Raw genomic sequence first — 14,738 nt, forward strand, 5'->3', positions numbered from 1 at the left:
TACTGGCTGGTAACGAAAGTATAATCAACACAAAGTATAAACGTAATGCAGCAAACTGAAACACAACTAAAAGTAAGGCATTACCCTTTACTAAAAGAACTGGAAAATGAAGAGCGGCAGGAGATAAGCGAGAAAGGCATGCGCCGCAGGTCGGTTGCCATTAGCTTGCTGCAGGAGTACCAACGTTTGCCCATGCAACCTACGCTTGTCTCTAGTGCCGATGGCGCTTTAGAGGGCCTGCACCTTAACATACCGGCTTATGCTTTAAGTGGGCCGAACAACCCGCTCTGGAACATTTACCAGGACCTTATACAGAAGCTGCCGCCGCATACGCACCTGCACATACTTACACACGAATCAGTTTATGCCCCGATGGAGGAGTGGTTGCAAAGCCAGGAGTTAATGCCACGGGTAAAGCTTTATGCGCTGCCCGACTCGTGTAAAATGACTGTTTGGGCGGAAGATGATTTTGAGCTGGTGCTGGATAAAGCAGATGATACCCTGTTCATGGTACAGCCTCACTCCAACAGAAGAACCGGCGACGAAAACGCGAGCCACTACAGCAGCAGTTTCTTTAACTGGCCACGGGTAAAGGTACCTATATACTTCGAAGGGGGTAACATTCTGGTAGGTGATAATTTCTTTTTTGTAGGGGCCGATTACGGCGTAAATACCTTTCTGGACATGCAAAGCTCTTTAAACCCGGAGCAGTACGATCGCCTGAACCGGCTGGTGTGCGAGCGGTTTAAAAAATACCTGGACCATGAGAGAAAGCTGTTTTTAATTGGGAGCACGGTGCAGATACCTTCCGAAAAGAGGGTAGAATTTGAAATGAACGGTGAGAAGTGGGAGGAGGAGTATTATCACCACAATACTGAAGGCACGGTGCAGCCTGTTTTCCATATAGACATGTTCATAACGCTGGCCGGCCGCAACGAAGCCGGTAAATACCAGGTGCTGGTAGGCGACCCGCAGCAGGCTGCATCCATACTTGATCACGATTTCATAACCAGGTTAAACCCAATGGCCTTTGATGATATAGCTGCTACGCTAAGTAGGCTAGGCTTTGAGGTTATCCGGAACCCTTTGCCATTGGTATACGTCGATGACCTGGAAAGCAAACTGCGGAAATGGTACTATGCCAGCTACAACAATGTACTGGTCGAGATTACATCACCAACTGATAAAACGGTGTGGCTCCCTACCTATGGGCATGGTAACTGGGAGCAATTAAAGCGAACTGACGAGGAAAACAAAGCTATCTGGGAGAAGCTGGGTTTTAAAGTTGTTTTACTCACTGACTTTCATCCTTTCGCTGAATTTTCCGGATCGGTGCATTGCATTAAAAAATACGTGAAGCGAAATTCAATCAAAGCGGAGTAAGAACTTACTGGGTTTGCATGTACAGGCTGTGCCGCATCAACTCTAAGCATTAACTATGCAGCGGGCAAAGCATGGTTATTTATACTTAGCCCGCTGCATAAAAGTAATTTAAACCTTCTTGCCAAGTTCCGAGATGATCTCGTAAGACCTGAGCCTTGCTTTGTGGTCGTAGATATGGGCTGCCACCATAATCTCATCTACCTGTGTTTCATCAACAAAAGCCTGCATCTCTTCCTGCACCGTTTTAGGGCTGCCTACAAAAGTATAACGCAGCATTTGCTGCACAGCATATTGTTCTGTAGCACTCCAAATGCCTTCCATACTATCCACGGGCGGTTGTTGCGGGCTGGCTGTGCCATTTATCACATTCAGGAAAGCCTGGTACAAAGTAGTTACCAGGCGGTTGGCTTCGGCGTCAGTATCTGCGGCCACTACGTTAATACAAGCCATGGCGTACGGCTCCTGCAACACATCAGACGGAGTAAAACTGTCGCGGTATACTTTAAGGGCTGCATGCAGCGCGGCAGGGGCAAAGTGGCTGGCAAAGGCATAAGGTAAACCCATCAGTCCGGCCAGTTGTGCCCCAAAGGTGCTGGAGCCTAAAAGCCAGATAGGTACATTGGTTCCCTCGCCGGGCACAGCGCGCACGCGGGCATTTGGCTGCACCGGCCCCAGATAAGTTCTAAGGTCCTGCACGTGCTGCGGAAAATCTTCCACCGATTCCATCAAGTCTCTTCTTAATGCCCTTGCCGTCAGTTGGTCTGTGCCAGGGGCGCGGCCTAAGCCAAGGTCTATTCTACCTGGGTACAAAGTTTCGAGGGTGCCAAACTGCTCTGCCACCACCAGCGGCGCATGGTTGGGTAACATAATGCCACCCGAGCCAACTCTTATTTTTGACGTTCCGCCTGCAATATAGCCTATCAGCACAGATGTTGCCGAGCTGGCAATGCCCTGCATGTTGTGGTGTTCGGCCAGCCAGTAGCGGTTATAACCTAAGCGCTCTACGTGCTGCGCCAGGTTCAGGCTGCTTTTAAACGAGTCGGCAATGGTTTTACCCGAAAGAATGGGTACAAGATCCAGAACCGACATTTTAGTTTCTGACAACTTCTTATTGGGAGATGTGTTGCTCATATGTTTACTTGTTCTTTTTTGCTGACACCCTGCAAGGCAGTATATCAATTTCTATACTCAACAACCAACCTGAGGTTATGTTACGAATCCCTCAAATAAAAATGTTTAAACGTTGGTTTAGTGCACTAAAGGCAAGAAATTCATCTCAGGTTGTGTAAAGTGCTTAGTTTATCGTGTTTCGGTGGGGTAAAGTATAAAGTCCTCCACCTCCTGTACGCCGCCGTTAGCAAGATCACCTAAAAGCATTTCGCCCACCCGTACCCTTATCAGGCGCAGGGTAGGGAAGCCCACGGCCGCAGTCATTTTTCTAACCTGCCTGAACTTACCCTCCGATACAGTAATAGAAACCCAGCTGGTAGGGCCATGCCTGTCGTCGCGTATTTTGCGGCTCCGAGCCGGAAAGTCGGGGGTAGGGTTCAGCTGGCGGGCTTTGCAAGGCAAGGTTTTGTACATGGCTTCCCCAGTCCCGATTTCGACACCGGCTTGTAGCAGGGCAATGGCTTCTTCCGTTACAAGGCCGTCCACCTGCGCGTAATATTCCTTCTCCACATCTTTGCTGCGCACCTGCTCGCTCATTTTTCCATCGGTTGTAAGCAGCAAAAGGCCTTCGCTATCCTCGTCTAAGCGGCCGATAGCCATTGTTCCCTCCGGGAAATCGTATAAATCGCCGAGCAGCTTTTTCTTTTTATGGTTGGTAACAAACTGGCTGATGTAGCCATACGGTTTATGAAGTATAAAATGCCTGTGCATTGATTAGGGCTGTTTTGTAACTGATTTATGCCAACGGAACTATGCCTGCATACAAGGTACGCTGGGGTAGCAAAGGTCTGACATTATAAGGCAATTGCCAAAGATTGCGGTGCAAGTGGAGTGGCAGGTGGCTCTTACCAGGTAATAGGTTTGCAGCAAAAAGTATAAGTTGCTGATAAAGTGAAATATGCTAACATAACTGTGGGAGTATCTGCAAAAGGAGCAAGTGCAGCCTAATATGTGTAGGGGGATTTATACTTAGACAATCAGCTTATAGCCTACACCCCGGATATTTAAAATTTCTACTGCCGGATCCTGTTTGAGGTGCTTGCGCAGCCTGGAGATAAACACATCCATGGAGCGACCATTAAAAAAATTATCGTCTCCCCAGATTTTCAGGAGGCTGGCTTTCCTGTCAAGTACCTGGTTCCTGTGTTGCATGAGCAGCTTTAGCAGTTCATTTTCGCGGTGCGATAGCTTACAAACCAATTCCTGTTTCAGCCACAGCTCCTGCTTTTGGGGTGCAAACGTGTAATGGCCAATAGCTATACTTTCAGGAGTTTTTTCTGCGGAGGCATTTCTGCGCAGCAGCTCCTTAAGGCGCATCACTAACTCTTCGAGGCTAAAAGGCTTTTTAAGGTAATCGTTTCCGCCCAGCTCAAACCCCCGCACCACATCTTCTGTCATGGACTTTGCTGTCAGGAAAAGCACAGGCGTGGTTTTATCGGTTTTGCGGAGCTCCTGCACAAAAGTAAAGCCATCCATCAGCGGCAGCATGACATCTACCACGCAAACGTCGAAAGCGGCGGCGTGTACAGCGTCAAGGCCCTGAAGGCCATTGGGCGCGTGTGTCACCGTAAAATCACGTTTCTGTAAACTTTCGGTTACAATTTTAGCCAGCTGCGGCTCGTCTTCAAGCAGGAGTACGCTCGGCTGTTTCATAAGTATAAAGTGGTAAGGCTATGGTAAAAGTGGTGCCCTGGTTTTCTTTGCTTTGCAGGCTGATGCTGCCGCTGTGGCGTTCTATTATTGTTTTAGCGTAACTTAAGCCCAGGCCGTAGCCTTTGGTGTTGTGCACGTTGCCAGACGGTACCCTGAAAAACTTATCAAACACCTTTTGCTGCATTGCAGTCGGAATTCCGATACCGTTGTCTGTTATGGAAAGTATGGCTTTACCGTTTTCTGCGTGGCAGCTAATGTGCAAGCGCAACGTACCGCGGCTATACTTCAGGGCATTCTCGATTAGGTTAGACAGCACATTGAGCAGGTGCAGTTCATCTGCATTTACAAGTATGACTTGCGCTGGTTGATCGAAATTTATACTTGCGCCGGCAATATCCAGTTGGGGGCGGTGCTGTAGGATAGCCTGCTGCACCAGCTGCTGCACACTTACCGGCCGTGGCAACAGTTCCAGCTGGTTCTGCTCAAAGGCCAGGTTTTTCAGGATACCATCTATCAGGTGCGAAAGCCGGCCAGACTGCTGCCGGATTATAGAGAGATATTCTGCTGATGAGTTTTTGCTCAGGTTAAAGTCCTGCATGGCTTCTGCGGCGATGCTGATGGTGGCAACTGGTGTGCGCAGCTCGTGCGTCATGTTGTTCACAAAATCATTTTTAAGCTCTGCCAGTTTTTTCTGGCGCAGGATCGTGAGCACGGTATAAGCAAAGCAGCAGATAGTGACTGCAGCCAGCACCAACGAACTTAACAGCACCCACTTCATGCGCAGCATCAGGGTTTTGTTTGGGTCCGGGAAGTAGGCTGTTACTTCATAGAATGGTCTTCTGAAACCAAACTCGAAAGTCCGGGTGGCGTAGGGGTAAACTTCGGTTTCGGCAAGCGCTTCATCTGCAAAGTATAAACGGTGGCTTGTTTTTATATCTCTTGCAAGCAGTTCTTCTTTGTAAAACTGCTGCAGTCGGGCTTTATCCAGTTGCATTTGCTTATAGGCTTCCTCCAGCAGGTCGCCTAGTTGCCTGGTATAATAAATAGCGACTTTCTCCTGCAGGTTTTCCCGCACATGGGTGTTTACAAAGCGGTTGATGAAGTACTGCTTTACCTTGGCAGTCATTTTTCCTGTCTCAGGCCTGTACTCCTGGAAACCAATTGTGAAAGTGGCCTCTTCGTTATCGGATTCCTTTTTATCGGTTACGGTAAACACGGTGGTGCCGGAAACTGTATCAACATGGCAGTCAATGTTAACGAGGTTCGTGTCTGCTAGCCATGCTTTATACTTGTCGGCGATGTAATCCTGGCGCAACTCCATGTCCCTGTCCACGGCAGCTTGCAGGGCCTGGTTTATATCGGCTTTAAATGTTTTAGAGGCACTTAAATAGCCCTGGTAGCTCCAGTAAAACTGAAACGACAGCAGGCACAGCGTGCAGACCGACATTAAAACCAGAATCAGCTTTATTCTTTGCTTCATAGTACCAAATATAACGATTCGTGTACGTATTTGTGCAGCCGTTAACACTATTTAACACTCCTTAACACGCCTTAACATTAAATCAGGAATTAGTAAGCTTCCTTTGTCTAAACCAAAAAAAGCTTCTATGAACCAATCAGTAACCTCCGGCATCTGCCAAAGAGCAACAGCAAGTATAAAGTATGGCCTTGCGATAATGTGCCTGCTGCTCAGTTTCCAAAGTAAAGCCCATACTTCAGACAGCACCACCATTACCGTATCCTGGGATATGAACTCCGGCGAACTGCGGGACGTGCTAAGGCTGCAGAACATCGAGTATTTTAACGTTGCCTTTTCCGATACCAGCTTAAGGGGCAAACATTTTAAGCTGATATCCAAAGAGTACCGCAACGGCAAGCTTATCGCCACCCGCGACTTTTTTACGCAGACGGGTTATCCTGCCGCATTCATGTTTGATAAAGACAGCGCCTCCTTCACGTTTAACGTGTTGGCACGTCAGCCTAAAAAGAAGCAGACACACTTCATGTTTCAGTTTGATCGGGTGGGGCTTAACCCAAAGTATAAATCCAAAAATACGGACCTGTACAGCCTGCGCGATGCAACCGGATCATTGGACAAACCGGTGCAGGTGCCACTCTATACTGCTTTCCCGCTGTTGGTGTACTCGCTGCCTTACGTTGACCCCCAGAACCCGGATTTATACCAGTACTGCGCCCTTACCAAAGATAGTGTGCCGCCAAGCGAGTGGGGCCAAAAGTATGGGGTTAAGCATTACATCGTGTTCGAGATGGAGATAACAGATTGAACTTGTAGCTAAGAAAAGAAGTGGCCTTGCCAGTTCATGCTTCGCGAGAATTCTGGAGTCCTGTACTTTTTCAGACTTCTCGTGAAGCTTGTGTCTAAGGCTTAAACTACCACGCAGGCAATACTTATCCTAATCAGAGCAACAGCAATTAGAATCATACTTTACCACTACGGCAGGCTCTCTAAATCAAACTAAACCAGTATAACCTATGCGCACCTACAAGCTAATAAACAACATAACCGGCTGGGGAGTATTTGGCATTGCCCTTACCGTTTATACTTTAACCTTAGAGCCAACAGCCAGTTTCTGGGACTGCGCAGAATATGTTGCCTGCTCTTATAAACTGATGGTACCGCATGCACCGGGCGCACCGTTGTTCCTGATGCTCGGGCGAATGTTCTCTTTACTAGCCGGTGATGCCTCGCAGGTGGCCTGGTGGATAAACTTTATGTCGGGTTTATGCGGCGCCTTTACTTCGCTTTTTCTTTTCTGGACCATTACCATACTCGCCCGAAAACTGATTATTAGAAACGAAACGCCGGCTGATGCCGCTGTACTGCTGGTGATGGGTTGCGGCGTTGTAGGTGCTTTGGCTTATACTTTTACCGATACCGCCTGGTTTTCGGCAGCAGAGGCGGAAGTTTATGCTATGTCATCGTTTTTTACGGCGATCGTTTTTTGGGCTATGCTGCGCTGGGAGGCGAAGGCAGGCACAGCCTACGCCGATAAGTGGCTTATACTCATCTCGTACCTGGTGGGATTATCCATTGGTGTGCACTTGCTTAATTTGGTGGCTATACCTGCGCTGGCTTTTATCTTTTACTTCAGGTATCATCGCTATACTTTTAAGGGCAGTATTATCACCTTCAGCATCAGCGCATCTATACTTGTGTTTATACTTTGGGGCGTTATTCCGGGGCTGCCTACTTTGGCCGGAACTGTAGAGGTGTTTTTTGTAAACAGTCTTGGTTTGCCTTTCGGATCGGGCATTATCTGCTTTGTTATTCTTATGGCGTCAGCTATACTTTACGGTCTTATCTATTCCATCAAGCGCCAACTCAGGGTTCTCAATACAGTTATACTTTGCTTTGTGTTTGTGCTTATTGGCTACGGGTCTTATTTGATGATACCGATACGCTCGGCCTACAACCCCACCATAGACATAAATAACCCCGAAGATGTGATGAGCTTTGTATCGTACCTGAAGCGTGAGCAGTACAGCGACAGGCCTTTGCTGTACGGGACACAGTACAATTCGCAGCCTGTAGGCCAGCAGGAGGGGGCGCCGCGCTACACCAAGGGCAAAAACAAGTATGAGAAATCGCCCCGCATCGAGCCTGTGTTCGATAGCAAAGACAAAACCTTGCTGCCACGCATTTACAGCGATAAGCCAGAGGATGTGCGGGAATACAGTAAGTGGGTAGACCTGCGGCAGGGGCAAACACCGACTTTCGGGCAAAACATTTCTTTCTTGTTGCGGTACCAGCTCGGCCACATGTACTGGCGTTACTTCCTCTGGAATTTTGTGGGCCGTGAGAGCGATGTGCAGCATGCCGGGGTGCTTTGGTTCGGGAACGGGAACAGTAACCTGCCGCAAACGCTGCTGCAAAACAAAGCCCGCAACTGTTTTTACCTGCTGCCGCTTTTAATTGGTGTGCTGGGGATGTTATACCATGCCAGAAGATGCCGCCAGGATGCTTTTATAGTGGGGCTGCTGTTCTTTTTTACGGGTATGGCCATTGCACTTTACCTGAACCAGCCGCCCGTAGAGCCTCGCGAGCGGGATTATACTTTTGCGGCTTCTTTTTACGCATTCAGCATCTGGATAGGGCTGGGAGTGATGGCGCTGGCAGCGGCAATGCAACGGGTGCTAAAGTATAACTATGCCGCCGCAGCTTCTGCAAGTATACTTTGCCTTGCTGTGCCGGGTATTATGGCTTTACAGGGCTGGAACGACCACGACCGCTCTGACCGCTACTTCTCCCTGGACTTAGCCAAAAACCTGCTTGACTCCTGCGCACCCAATGCCATACTTTTTACCCATGCCGATAACGACACCTACCCGCTGTGGTATGCGCAGGAAGTGGAGGGGTACCGTACCGATGTACGCGTGGCAGTAATGACTTTTCTGAATACTGACTGGTACATTGAGCAAATGAAACGCCCGGCCTATAAAGCAGCACCGTGGCCGCTATCGCTGGAAACGGAGAACTACCGCCAGGGCACCAACGATTACCTGCCTTACCTGGAGCGCCCGCAGGTAGCCACCGGCATTGACCTGAAGCAGTTTATGCAACTGGTAAAGCAAAACCACCCGGCCCTGCAGGCGCAATACGGAACAGGCACCACCTTGCTCACTTTCCCTACAAAAAACTTTTATATGCCCATAGCTAAGCAACAGGTGCAAGCGCATGGCGTAGTCAGCCAGGATAGAATGCATGATGTTACCGACAGGCTACATTTAAAAGCCGAGGTGCCATACCTTGAAAAACGCCACCTGGTGGTGCTGGATCTGCTTAGCACGCAAAACTGGGACAGGCCAATTTATTTCTCCGGCAACATACCGGTATCTGATTATGTGGGCCTGCACAAGTATAGCCGCCTGGAAGGCTTTGCCTACAGGATAGTGCCCGTTAAAACAGAAAGTGAACAGGAGCAAGGCTATGTAAACAAAGAGGTGCTGTATGATAACCTGGTAAATAAATTCAGTTACCGCAACCTTGATAGCCCAAGTGTTTACCTGGACCAGAATTACCTTAATTTTGCTGCATCGGCCCGCGAGAAATTTGCCCTGCTGGCCAAGGCCTACGTAGATGCCGGAGAAAATGAAAAAGCGTTGGAAGTAATTGATTTCTGCTTTGAAAAAATGCCGCTAGATACTGTTCCCAGCGATTTTCATACGCCTAAGTTTGTACCCCTCTTAGTTGCCATCGGAGAGGAAAAAAAGGCAGAGCAGCTGGTGCACCACATCGCGCAAAATACGCAGCAGGAACTAGATTACTACCTCACGAAGGGAAGTTTATTTGAGCGTAAAGTGCAGCTTAACCTGTTGCAACTCCAGGAGCTGATTATAGCGGCACAGGACAGCGGTATGCAGGCGCAGGCTAAGAGGCTGGAGCGGCCCTTTGTGCAGTATCTGCAGCGCTTGCAAAAATGAGCTATAAAAAAGGGGAAAACAAACTTAATTGCTTTCCCCTTTTTTATTTTAAAACGTAACCAGCTTAGTTACCTGGCCATGAAATCCAGGGAATACGTGCTAAAATAAGTATAAGCGCAATACCGTATAAAATGGCAATAGTTTTAAAGCCGTTACCGCTCTGTACCTGTCGTTTTACCTTAGCGTAACCAATAGTGATCAGTACAACAGCGATGATCATCATCAGCGGGTGCTCCAGAAAGTATAGCCTCGAAACTGAGTCTTTCATGCCAGCGCCGGAGAAGTTTTCTAATCCCAGCGGAGATACAAAGTATAGAATCAAGCCAACCACCCATTGCAGGTGAGTAGGGATGAGGCCAAAAAGACCAGCTTTTCTGTCTTTGTCTGTGAATGGTTTGTTGCCAAACCAGCCTGCCAGCGCCATTATTATACTTACAAGCAGCCCCAGTAGCACCAAATAGGCTAGATAAGAGTGTAAATGCTGTAAACCTGTGTACATGTTTTTGTTTGATTAGTGTCAGGTGTAAAGGTATAAATAATACGCAAAATCTACCTACTGCACCGCTAAGCCTTTATAGCAGCTAAAATCAGGAGCTCATTATAAACTTAAAGGCAAAGAAACTGGAAGCTGACGTGTTACATCCAGGCAATCATGAACTGCGAGTCAGGCTATTTCCGGAAAGAGCCATGTATAGGCATCTGCTTTGGAAGTAAATACATTAAACTGTGTACGGCTTTGCACATGCGGTAAATTTTCTAAAGCTGTAAAAACACGGGCTGCGTCCATCAGGGTAAGGCTTTCTTTGTTCGTAAGCCGGGCAAACTGCTTTACAGATGTTGTATTGAGCAAAGGCGCCATGTGCTGAATGATCCAGTTCTGATCAGCAAACTCAATATAATGAATAGCACGCGCATCGCTCAGGCAATATTCAGCTTTATGTTCAATTGTTATCTCAGCGATAACCTGGTACATCTCCCTGAATTTTTCGCTGCTCGTATGTTTAAGCCACGTTATGTAAATGAAACGCGTAGTCTCATCCAATTCTACCTGCATGTATTCACAAAGGTAGATCACCTGCAAATTAAGGTGTATACTAGCGTTTGATACCATTGTTATTTGTAATTAGCTTGCAAAGTTATACTTCAACATGTATTTATACTAACAAATTAAGTATACTTTGTTCTAGCCTAGAAAAAATATAATTTATACTTGCTGTTTGATTTAACGCATATACACGTAAATATCTTGTATATACTTAACTATATATTTTCGGCGTTTTCCTGATGGTTCCTGAAAAGTGCTACATTACAGTTTAGTATAATTCTAAATTGGGCTAATTAGCGGGCTATTTGCAACCTCGGCAGCGCACAGGCAAGTATAATTTAGTATGTGTAACTAAACAACATAACCTATGGAAGCGACATGCAATCATTGCACCCATTGGGAGCAAGATCAAAATAAAGTACAGGTACCTAGCCCGAATTTTGGCGTATGCGACGAGTTAACCGGGCAGCATGCCCTGGAGCCTGCTTACGTACTGCCGTTGGTGCACGAGGCAACCAATGACATTAAACCTAAAAAGTTTGAAATGATTACAGGAGCCCAGTTTGGGTGTAACCACTTTAGTGAGCGTAAAAGATGGGTATAAAACCCTCTTAAAAGTAAGTAGATACATATTAAGCCGCTTTGGGATATACCAGAGCGGCTATTTTTTTAAAGTAAGGTTAGCAGGTTTTTTCTGCTGATTTACATGGCGTGTTAAGATTATTTCACACGATTTGGCGTCACTCTTCTCAAGTGTTGGTTAGAATCAGCTTTTTCGCAAGTTTTTTATTTCAGGCATGGTAGCCAGTATTTCAAGTAATAGCTTCCAGAAATCTTTAACAGAGCTTATCTGTACACGTTCATCCGGAGTATGTGCCCCTAAAATAGTAGGACCAATCGAGGCAATATCCATCGCGGGGTATTTGGAGCAGATAATGCCGCACTCCAGCCCCGCATGTATAGCCGTTATTTTGGGTTCCCGGTGAAAGAGCTTCTTGTAGATTGACGCTACATGCCGTACTATAGCCGCATCTGGTTTTGGCGACCATCCGGAGTAAGCTCCATCTAACGATACATTTGCGCCAGCTGCCGTAAAAGCGCCGCTTATAGATTGTGCCAGTTGGTCTTTTTCGGTATCGACAGAACTCCTGGTGAGGCATTGGATTTCGTATTTGCCGTTCTGCAGCTCAAAGATGGAGAGCGTGTTCGACGTTTGTACATGCTCCGACATGTCGCTGCTCATCGTGTATATTCCGTCGGGACACCAGTTAATCAGGTGGTTAAGTGTCTGCCTGCTTTCATCGGACATTACAAACTCGGGAGGGGCACAGGAGCTGCAGTCTATTTTTAAATTAGGATCTGTTTTGCTGAATAGGCGGTACAGGTTACCCGACTGCATTTTGACCAGTTTCAGAAACTTGTCTTTATCCTTCTCTTGAATAACCAACATAGCTTCCGCCTCACGCGGAATGGAGTTGTGCGCATCGCCACCTTTCATGCTAGCCACGTAAAAATCAGCATGTGCTGCAACAGAAGTTAGCAACTTGCACATCAGCTTAATGGCATTGGCCCGGCCATGGTGTATCTCTAAACCGGAATGGCCGCCAGTTAAGCCGTAAACTTTAAAACAATAGGCCTGCGTATTAGCTGGGACACTTACCTGGCCATAACTGCCCCGCGTTACGATGGCTACACGCCCAGCGCACCCAATGGTTATCGTATCAATTTCTTCCGAATCCAGGTTAAGCATAGCAGATGCCTTCAGCAGGTTTTCGGGCAGTCCTATTGCACCTACCATACCTTTTTCTTCGCGAACTGTAAAGAGTGCCTCCAGGGGTGGGTGGGTGATAGCATCAGCAGTAAGTAGGGCAAGTATAGCTGCCACGCCAATACCGTTGTCGGCCCCTAAAGTTGTTTCTTTTGCTTTTACCCAATCGCCGTCTTGGTACATCTGGATGCCCTGGGTGTCAAAGTCAAAATCTGATGCAGGTGTTTTCTGATGTACCATGTCTACATGGGCCTGCAGCGCAAGCACGGCCCGTTTCTCCATGCCTGGCGTGGCTGGTTTCCGTATCAGCACATTGCCAGCGGGGTCGGTGTAAGGCTGTAGGCCTTTACTTGCTGCCACTTCAAGTATAAACTGCATTGCCTTTTCCTCTTTGCCTGTGCCACGCGGTGTGGCATTAAGTTGAGAGAAATAGTGCCAAAGCACCCTGGGTTCCAGTTCGAGTATGTCTGTGTTCATACTTGCTCGGTTAGTGTATAGGCTGAGGTTGATGCGTGAGTGCCTACCCGTTTGCTTCGCCTTTCAAGTAAAACTGTATCGCGCCACACACCATAGTGCTCCGCTACTTTTTCGCGGTAACCAATTACCCTGAAGCCATACTTTTCCTGGAGTTTTATACTTGCCACATTTTCCGGAAAAGTAGAGGAGTTTAATGTCCAGATGCCGTTTTGCTCGCTTTCGTTAATAAGGGCCTGCATCAATAAGTTTCCGACACCCTTTCCGCGGTAACTGCCCAAGATATAAATGCTAAGTTCGGCCACGCCCTTGTAGCAGAGCCTTACCGAAACAGGAGATAAAGCCACCCAACCTGCTACGGTGTCACCTTCCAAGGCTACTAACCGGCTGTGTTGCAGGTGTGCTGCGTCCCATTCGTCCCAACTCGGAACAATTGTGTTAAATGTTGCCTGTCGGGTAGAGAGGCCTTGCTCGTAAATGCGTAATACTGAAGCAGCATGCTTTGGGTGCATCGGGTGTATGGTGATCATCATGATAAAAGCTCAAATAGAAGCGGCTATAGTAACATGTACAGCAGTTTTAGAAAATAGTAAGTTTAAAGCTGTATATTAATGTATAATAATAAGAAAAAATTAGTAAAAATATAGATCTGTTAAGTAAATGTTATCTGGTAATCGTTTGTAATCCGGAAATTTTAATGCTTAATAAAATAACCTTCTTGTTCGGTAAGTAAATTCGTTCTCACTACCTATAACCAGTTTCTTTGGCTTCGTAACTTACGTTTTTAGGCTTTAGAGGAGGTAAGTTCACAGGCCAGTTTTAGTAGGCTGCTAATTTTCTTATTCGCTATAGAGGCCACATTTCGGGGGCTGGCGCTTGGCGGTGGAGTGGTGCAATGCTGCGTTTTTGGGGCTTTAAATGCTTCCTGTTCCTCCTTTGCCTGGTCTGGTCTGGCGTAAATGTACATTGGGTCCATGTTTTATACTTTAAGGGTTGATAAACTTATTTCAGGGTGATGACGCGCACATGCCTTAAAAGACGCAGCCTTAAAGTATAAAATGAAACACAGCAGGGGAGTGGGTTCTCTGTACTGTTTTGTAGCATCTTTTACCTAAATTATACTTAAGCGTATAAGAGAACAGTTTACACGTTAACCCCCTGCACATGACTAATAAAAATATACTTCTGGGTATGATTGCCTTTACTGCTTCTTTATGCGCGCAGGCGCAAACCAACCCTCCGGCTGCGGAAGCACAGATAAAAGCTGCGGTTTTGGCAGCGCCAGCCGAAAAGCGTGCTGGTGCAGCGGTGTATGGCTACAATCAGAAAGGGGAACTGGTGCAGTTGCGAAAAGGTACTAACGAGATGGTGTGCCTGGCAGATGATCCGAATCAGAAAGGCTTCTCAGCCTCATGCTACCACCGCGACCTGGACCCTTTTATGGCCCGTGGGCGTGAGTTAAAAAAAGCAGGTAAGGCTACAAAGGAGATTTTTGATATGCGGGAGCAGGAAGTTAAAAGCGGCAAACTGAAAATGCCGGCGCAACCAACATCGCTATTCGTTTTTACTGCCCCAGATGAAAACTACAACAGCCGTACCGGCGATGTAAAAGACGGCTATTTACGCTACGTGGTTTATATACCCTATGCTACCTCAGAAAGTACTGGTTTGCCGCTTAAGCCAGAAGCGCCCGCCATGCCCTGGATCATGTATCCGGGAACCCATGGGGCGCACATCATGATCTCGCCGGCACCCCCGGCTAAATAAGCGAACTAATGAAGCGTAGTTTCAACCTAGGCCGAA

14 protein-coding genes are annotated in these 14,738 nt (G+C 47.3%); 5 read left to right on the plus strand and 9 right to left on the minus strand.

Going from position 1 to position 14,738, the window contains the following annotated elements; genetic code table 11:
• Window positions 1–45: 45 nt before the first annotated feature.
• Window positions 46–1,383, plus strand: a complete 1,338-nt coding sequence (locus tag Q1A23_RS15065; protein WP_299824753.1) for a hypothetical protein — start codon at window positions 46–48, stop codon at window positions 1,381–1,383.
• A 108-nt stretch (window positions 1,384–1,491) separates the two neighbouring features.
• Here Q1A23_RS15065 and Q1A23_RS15070 read toward each other — a convergent pair whose 3' ends face one another.
• The 4 genes from Q1A23_RS15070 to Q1A23_RS15085 form a co-directional block, all read right to left on the minus strand.
• Entirely contained in the window at window positions 1,492–2,514 is a 1,023-nt protein-coding gene (locus Q1A23_RS15070; RefSeq protein WP_299824755.1) for an LLM class flavin-dependent oxidoreductase, read from the minus strand.
• A 168-nt stretch (window positions 2,515–2,682) separates the two neighbouring features.
• Window positions 2,683–3,264, minus strand: a complete 582-nt coding sequence (locus Q1A23_RS15075; RefSeq protein ID WP_299824756.1) for a pseudouridine synthase — start codon at window positions 3,262–3,264, stop codon at window positions 2,683–2,685.
• Window positions 3,265–3,522: 258 nt separating this feature from the next.
• Window positions 3,523–4,206, minus strand: a complete 684-nt coding sequence (locus tag Q1A23_RS15080) for a response regulator transcription factor (protein WP_299824757.1) — start codon at window positions 4,204–4,206, stop codon at window positions 3,523–3,525.
• The gene (locus tag Q1A23_RS15085; protein WP_299824758.1) at window positions 4,178–5,686 is read right to left on the minus strand and encodes a HAMP domain-containing sensor histidine kinase; all 1,509 of its coding nucleotides are present in this window, start codon (window positions 5,684–5,686) and stop codon (window positions 4,178–4,180) included. Before Q1A23_RS15085 ends, Q1A23_RS15080 begins: the two co-directional genes overlap by 29 nt.
• A 127-nt stretch (window positions 5,687–5,813) precedes the next feature.
• Here Q1A23_RS15085 and Q1A23_RS15090 point away from each other — a divergent pair, with 127 nt between their 5' ends.
• On the plus strand, window positions 5,814–6,491 hold the full coding sequence (locus Q1A23_RS15090; protein ID WP_299824759.1) for a hypothetical protein: 678 nt from the start codon (window positions 5,814–5,816) through the stop codon (window positions 6,489–6,491).
• Window positions 6,492–6,699: 208 nt separating this feature from the next.
• Window positions 6,700–9,648, plus strand: coding sequence for a DUF2723 domain-containing protein (locus Q1A23_RS15095; protein WP_299824761.1), 2,949 nt, complete (start codon window positions 6,700–6,702; stop codon window positions 9,646–9,648).
• 64 nt (window positions 9,649–9,712) lie between these two features.
• Here the strand turns inward: Q1A23_RS15095 and Q1A23_RS15100 are convergent, their stop codons facing one another.
• Both Q1A23_RS15100 and Q1A23_RS15105 read right to left on the minus strand, forming a co-directional pair.
• A complete protein-coding gene (locus Q1A23_RS15100) occupies window positions 9,713–10,147 on the minus strand; it encodes a hypothetical protein (protein ID WP_299824763.1) in 435 nt (144 codons plus the stop codon).
• A 165-nt stretch (window positions 10,148–10,312) separates the two neighbouring features.
• A complete protein-coding gene (locus Q1A23_RS15105) occupies window positions 10,313–10,759 on the minus strand; it encodes a hypothetical protein (protein ID WP_299824765.1) in 447 nt (148 codons plus the stop codon).
• Window positions 10,760–11,060: 301 nt separating this feature from the next.
• On the opposite strand from Q1A23_RS15105, the gene Q1A23_RS15110 reads away from it, so the two are divergent.
• Window positions 11,061–11,297 carry a hypothetical protein gene (locus Q1A23_RS15110; RefSeq protein WP_299824766.1) on the plus strand — a complete coding sequence of 79 codons (237 nt, stop codon included), beginning with the start codon at window positions 11,061–11,063 and terminating at the stop codon, window positions 11,295–11,297.
• A gap of 162 nt (window positions 11,298–11,459) precedes the next feature.
• On the opposite strand, the gene Q1A23_RS15115 is transcribed toward Q1A23_RS15110, so the two are convergent.
• The 3 genes from Q1A23_RS15115 to Q1A23_RS15125 all read right to left on the minus strand — a co-directional run bounded on the left by Q1A23_RS15115 (window position 11,460) and on the right by Q1A23_RS15125 (window position 13,911).
• Complete coding sequence (locus Q1A23_RS15115; RefSeq protein ID WP_299824768.1) at window positions 11,460–12,938, minus strand: aminoacyl-histidine dipeptidase; 1,479 nt, start codon at window positions 12,936–12,938, stop codon at window positions 11,460–11,462.
• Window positions 12,935–13,468, minus strand: a complete 534-nt coding sequence (locus Q1A23_RS15120; RefSeq protein WP_363322068.1) for an N-acetyltransferase family protein — start codon at window positions 13,466–13,468, stop codon at window positions 12,935–12,937. Before Q1A23_RS15120 ends, Q1A23_RS15115 begins: the two co-directional genes overlap by 4 nt.
• 251 nt (window positions 13,469–13,719) lie before the next feature.
• Window positions 13,720–13,911, minus strand: coding sequence for a hypothetical protein (locus Q1A23_RS15125; RefSeq protein WP_299824770.1), 192 nt, complete (start codon window positions 13,909–13,911; stop codon window positions 13,720–13,722).
• A 188-nt stretch (window positions 13,912–14,099) separates the two neighbouring features.
• On the opposite strand from Q1A23_RS15125, the gene Q1A23_RS15130 reads away from it, so the two are divergent.
• Complete coding sequence (locus Q1A23_RS15130) at window positions 14,100–14,702, plus strand: hypothetical protein (protein ID WP_299824771.1); 603 nt, start codon at window positions 14,100–14,102, stop codon at window positions 14,700–14,702.
• The last annotated feature ends 36 nt before the right edge of the window (window positions 14,703–14,738 follow it).

Origin of the sequence: uncultured Pontibacter sp., assembly GCF_947492645.1 — a bacterium.
Taxonomy (GTDB): Bacteria; Bacteroidota; Bacteroidia; order Cytophagales; family Hymenobacteraceae; genus Pontibacter.

Coding starts and splice junctions, on each gene's coding strand:
- Q1A23_RS15065 (WP_299824753.1), top strand. CDS start 46: ATGCAGCAAACTGAAACACAACTAAAAGTAAGGCATTACCCTTTACTA.
- Q1A23_RS15070 (WP_299824755.1), bottom strand. CDS start 2,514: ATGAGCAACACATCTCCCAATAAGAAGTTGTCAGAAACTAAAATGTCG.
- Q1A23_RS15090 (WP_299824759.1), top strand. CDS start 5,814: ATGAACCAATCAGTAACCTCCGGCATCTGCCAAAGAGCAACAGCAAGT.
- Q1A23_RS15075 (WP_299824756.1), bottom strand. CDS start 3,264: ATGCACAGGCATTTTATACTTCATAAACCGTATGGCTACATCAGCCAG.
- Q1A23_RS15085 (WP_299824758.1), bottom strand. CDS start 5,686: ATGAAGCAAAGAATAAAGCTGATTCTGGTTTTAATGTCGGTCTGCACG.
- Q1A23_RS15130 (WP_299824771.1), top strand. CDS start 14,100: ATGACTAATAAAAATATACTTCTGGGTATGATTGCCTTTACTGCTTCT.
- Q1A23_RS15115 (WP_299824768.1), bottom strand. CDS start 12,938: ATGAACACAGACATACTCGAACTGGAACCCAGGGTGCTTTGGCACTAT.
- Q1A23_RS15080 (WP_299824757.1), bottom strand. CDS start 4,206: ATGAAACAGCCGAGCGTACTCCTGCTTGAAGACGAGCCGCAGCTGGCT.
- Q1A23_RS15100 (WP_299824763.1), bottom strand. CDS start 10,147: ATGTACACAGGTTTACAGCATTTACACTCTTATCTAGCCTATTTGGTG.
- Q1A23_RS15110 (WP_299824766.1), top strand. CDS start 11,061: ATGGAAGCGACATGCAATCATTGCACCCATTGGGAGCAAGATCAAAAT.
- Q1A23_RS15095 (WP_299824761.1), top strand. CDS start 6,700: ATGCGCACCTACAAGCTAATAAACAACATAACCGGCTGGGGAGTATTT.
- Q1A23_RS15105 (WP_299824765.1), bottom strand. CDS start 10,759: ATGGTATCAAACGCTAGTATACACCTTAATTTGCAGGTGATCTACCTT.
- Q1A23_RS15125 (WP_299824770.1), bottom strand. CDS start 13,911: ATGGACCCAATGTACATTTACGCCAGACCAGACCAGGCAAAGGAGGAA.
- Q1A23_RS15120 (WP_363322068.1), bottom strand. CDS start 13,468: ATGATGATCACCATACACCCGATGCACCCAAAGCATGCTGCTTCAGTA.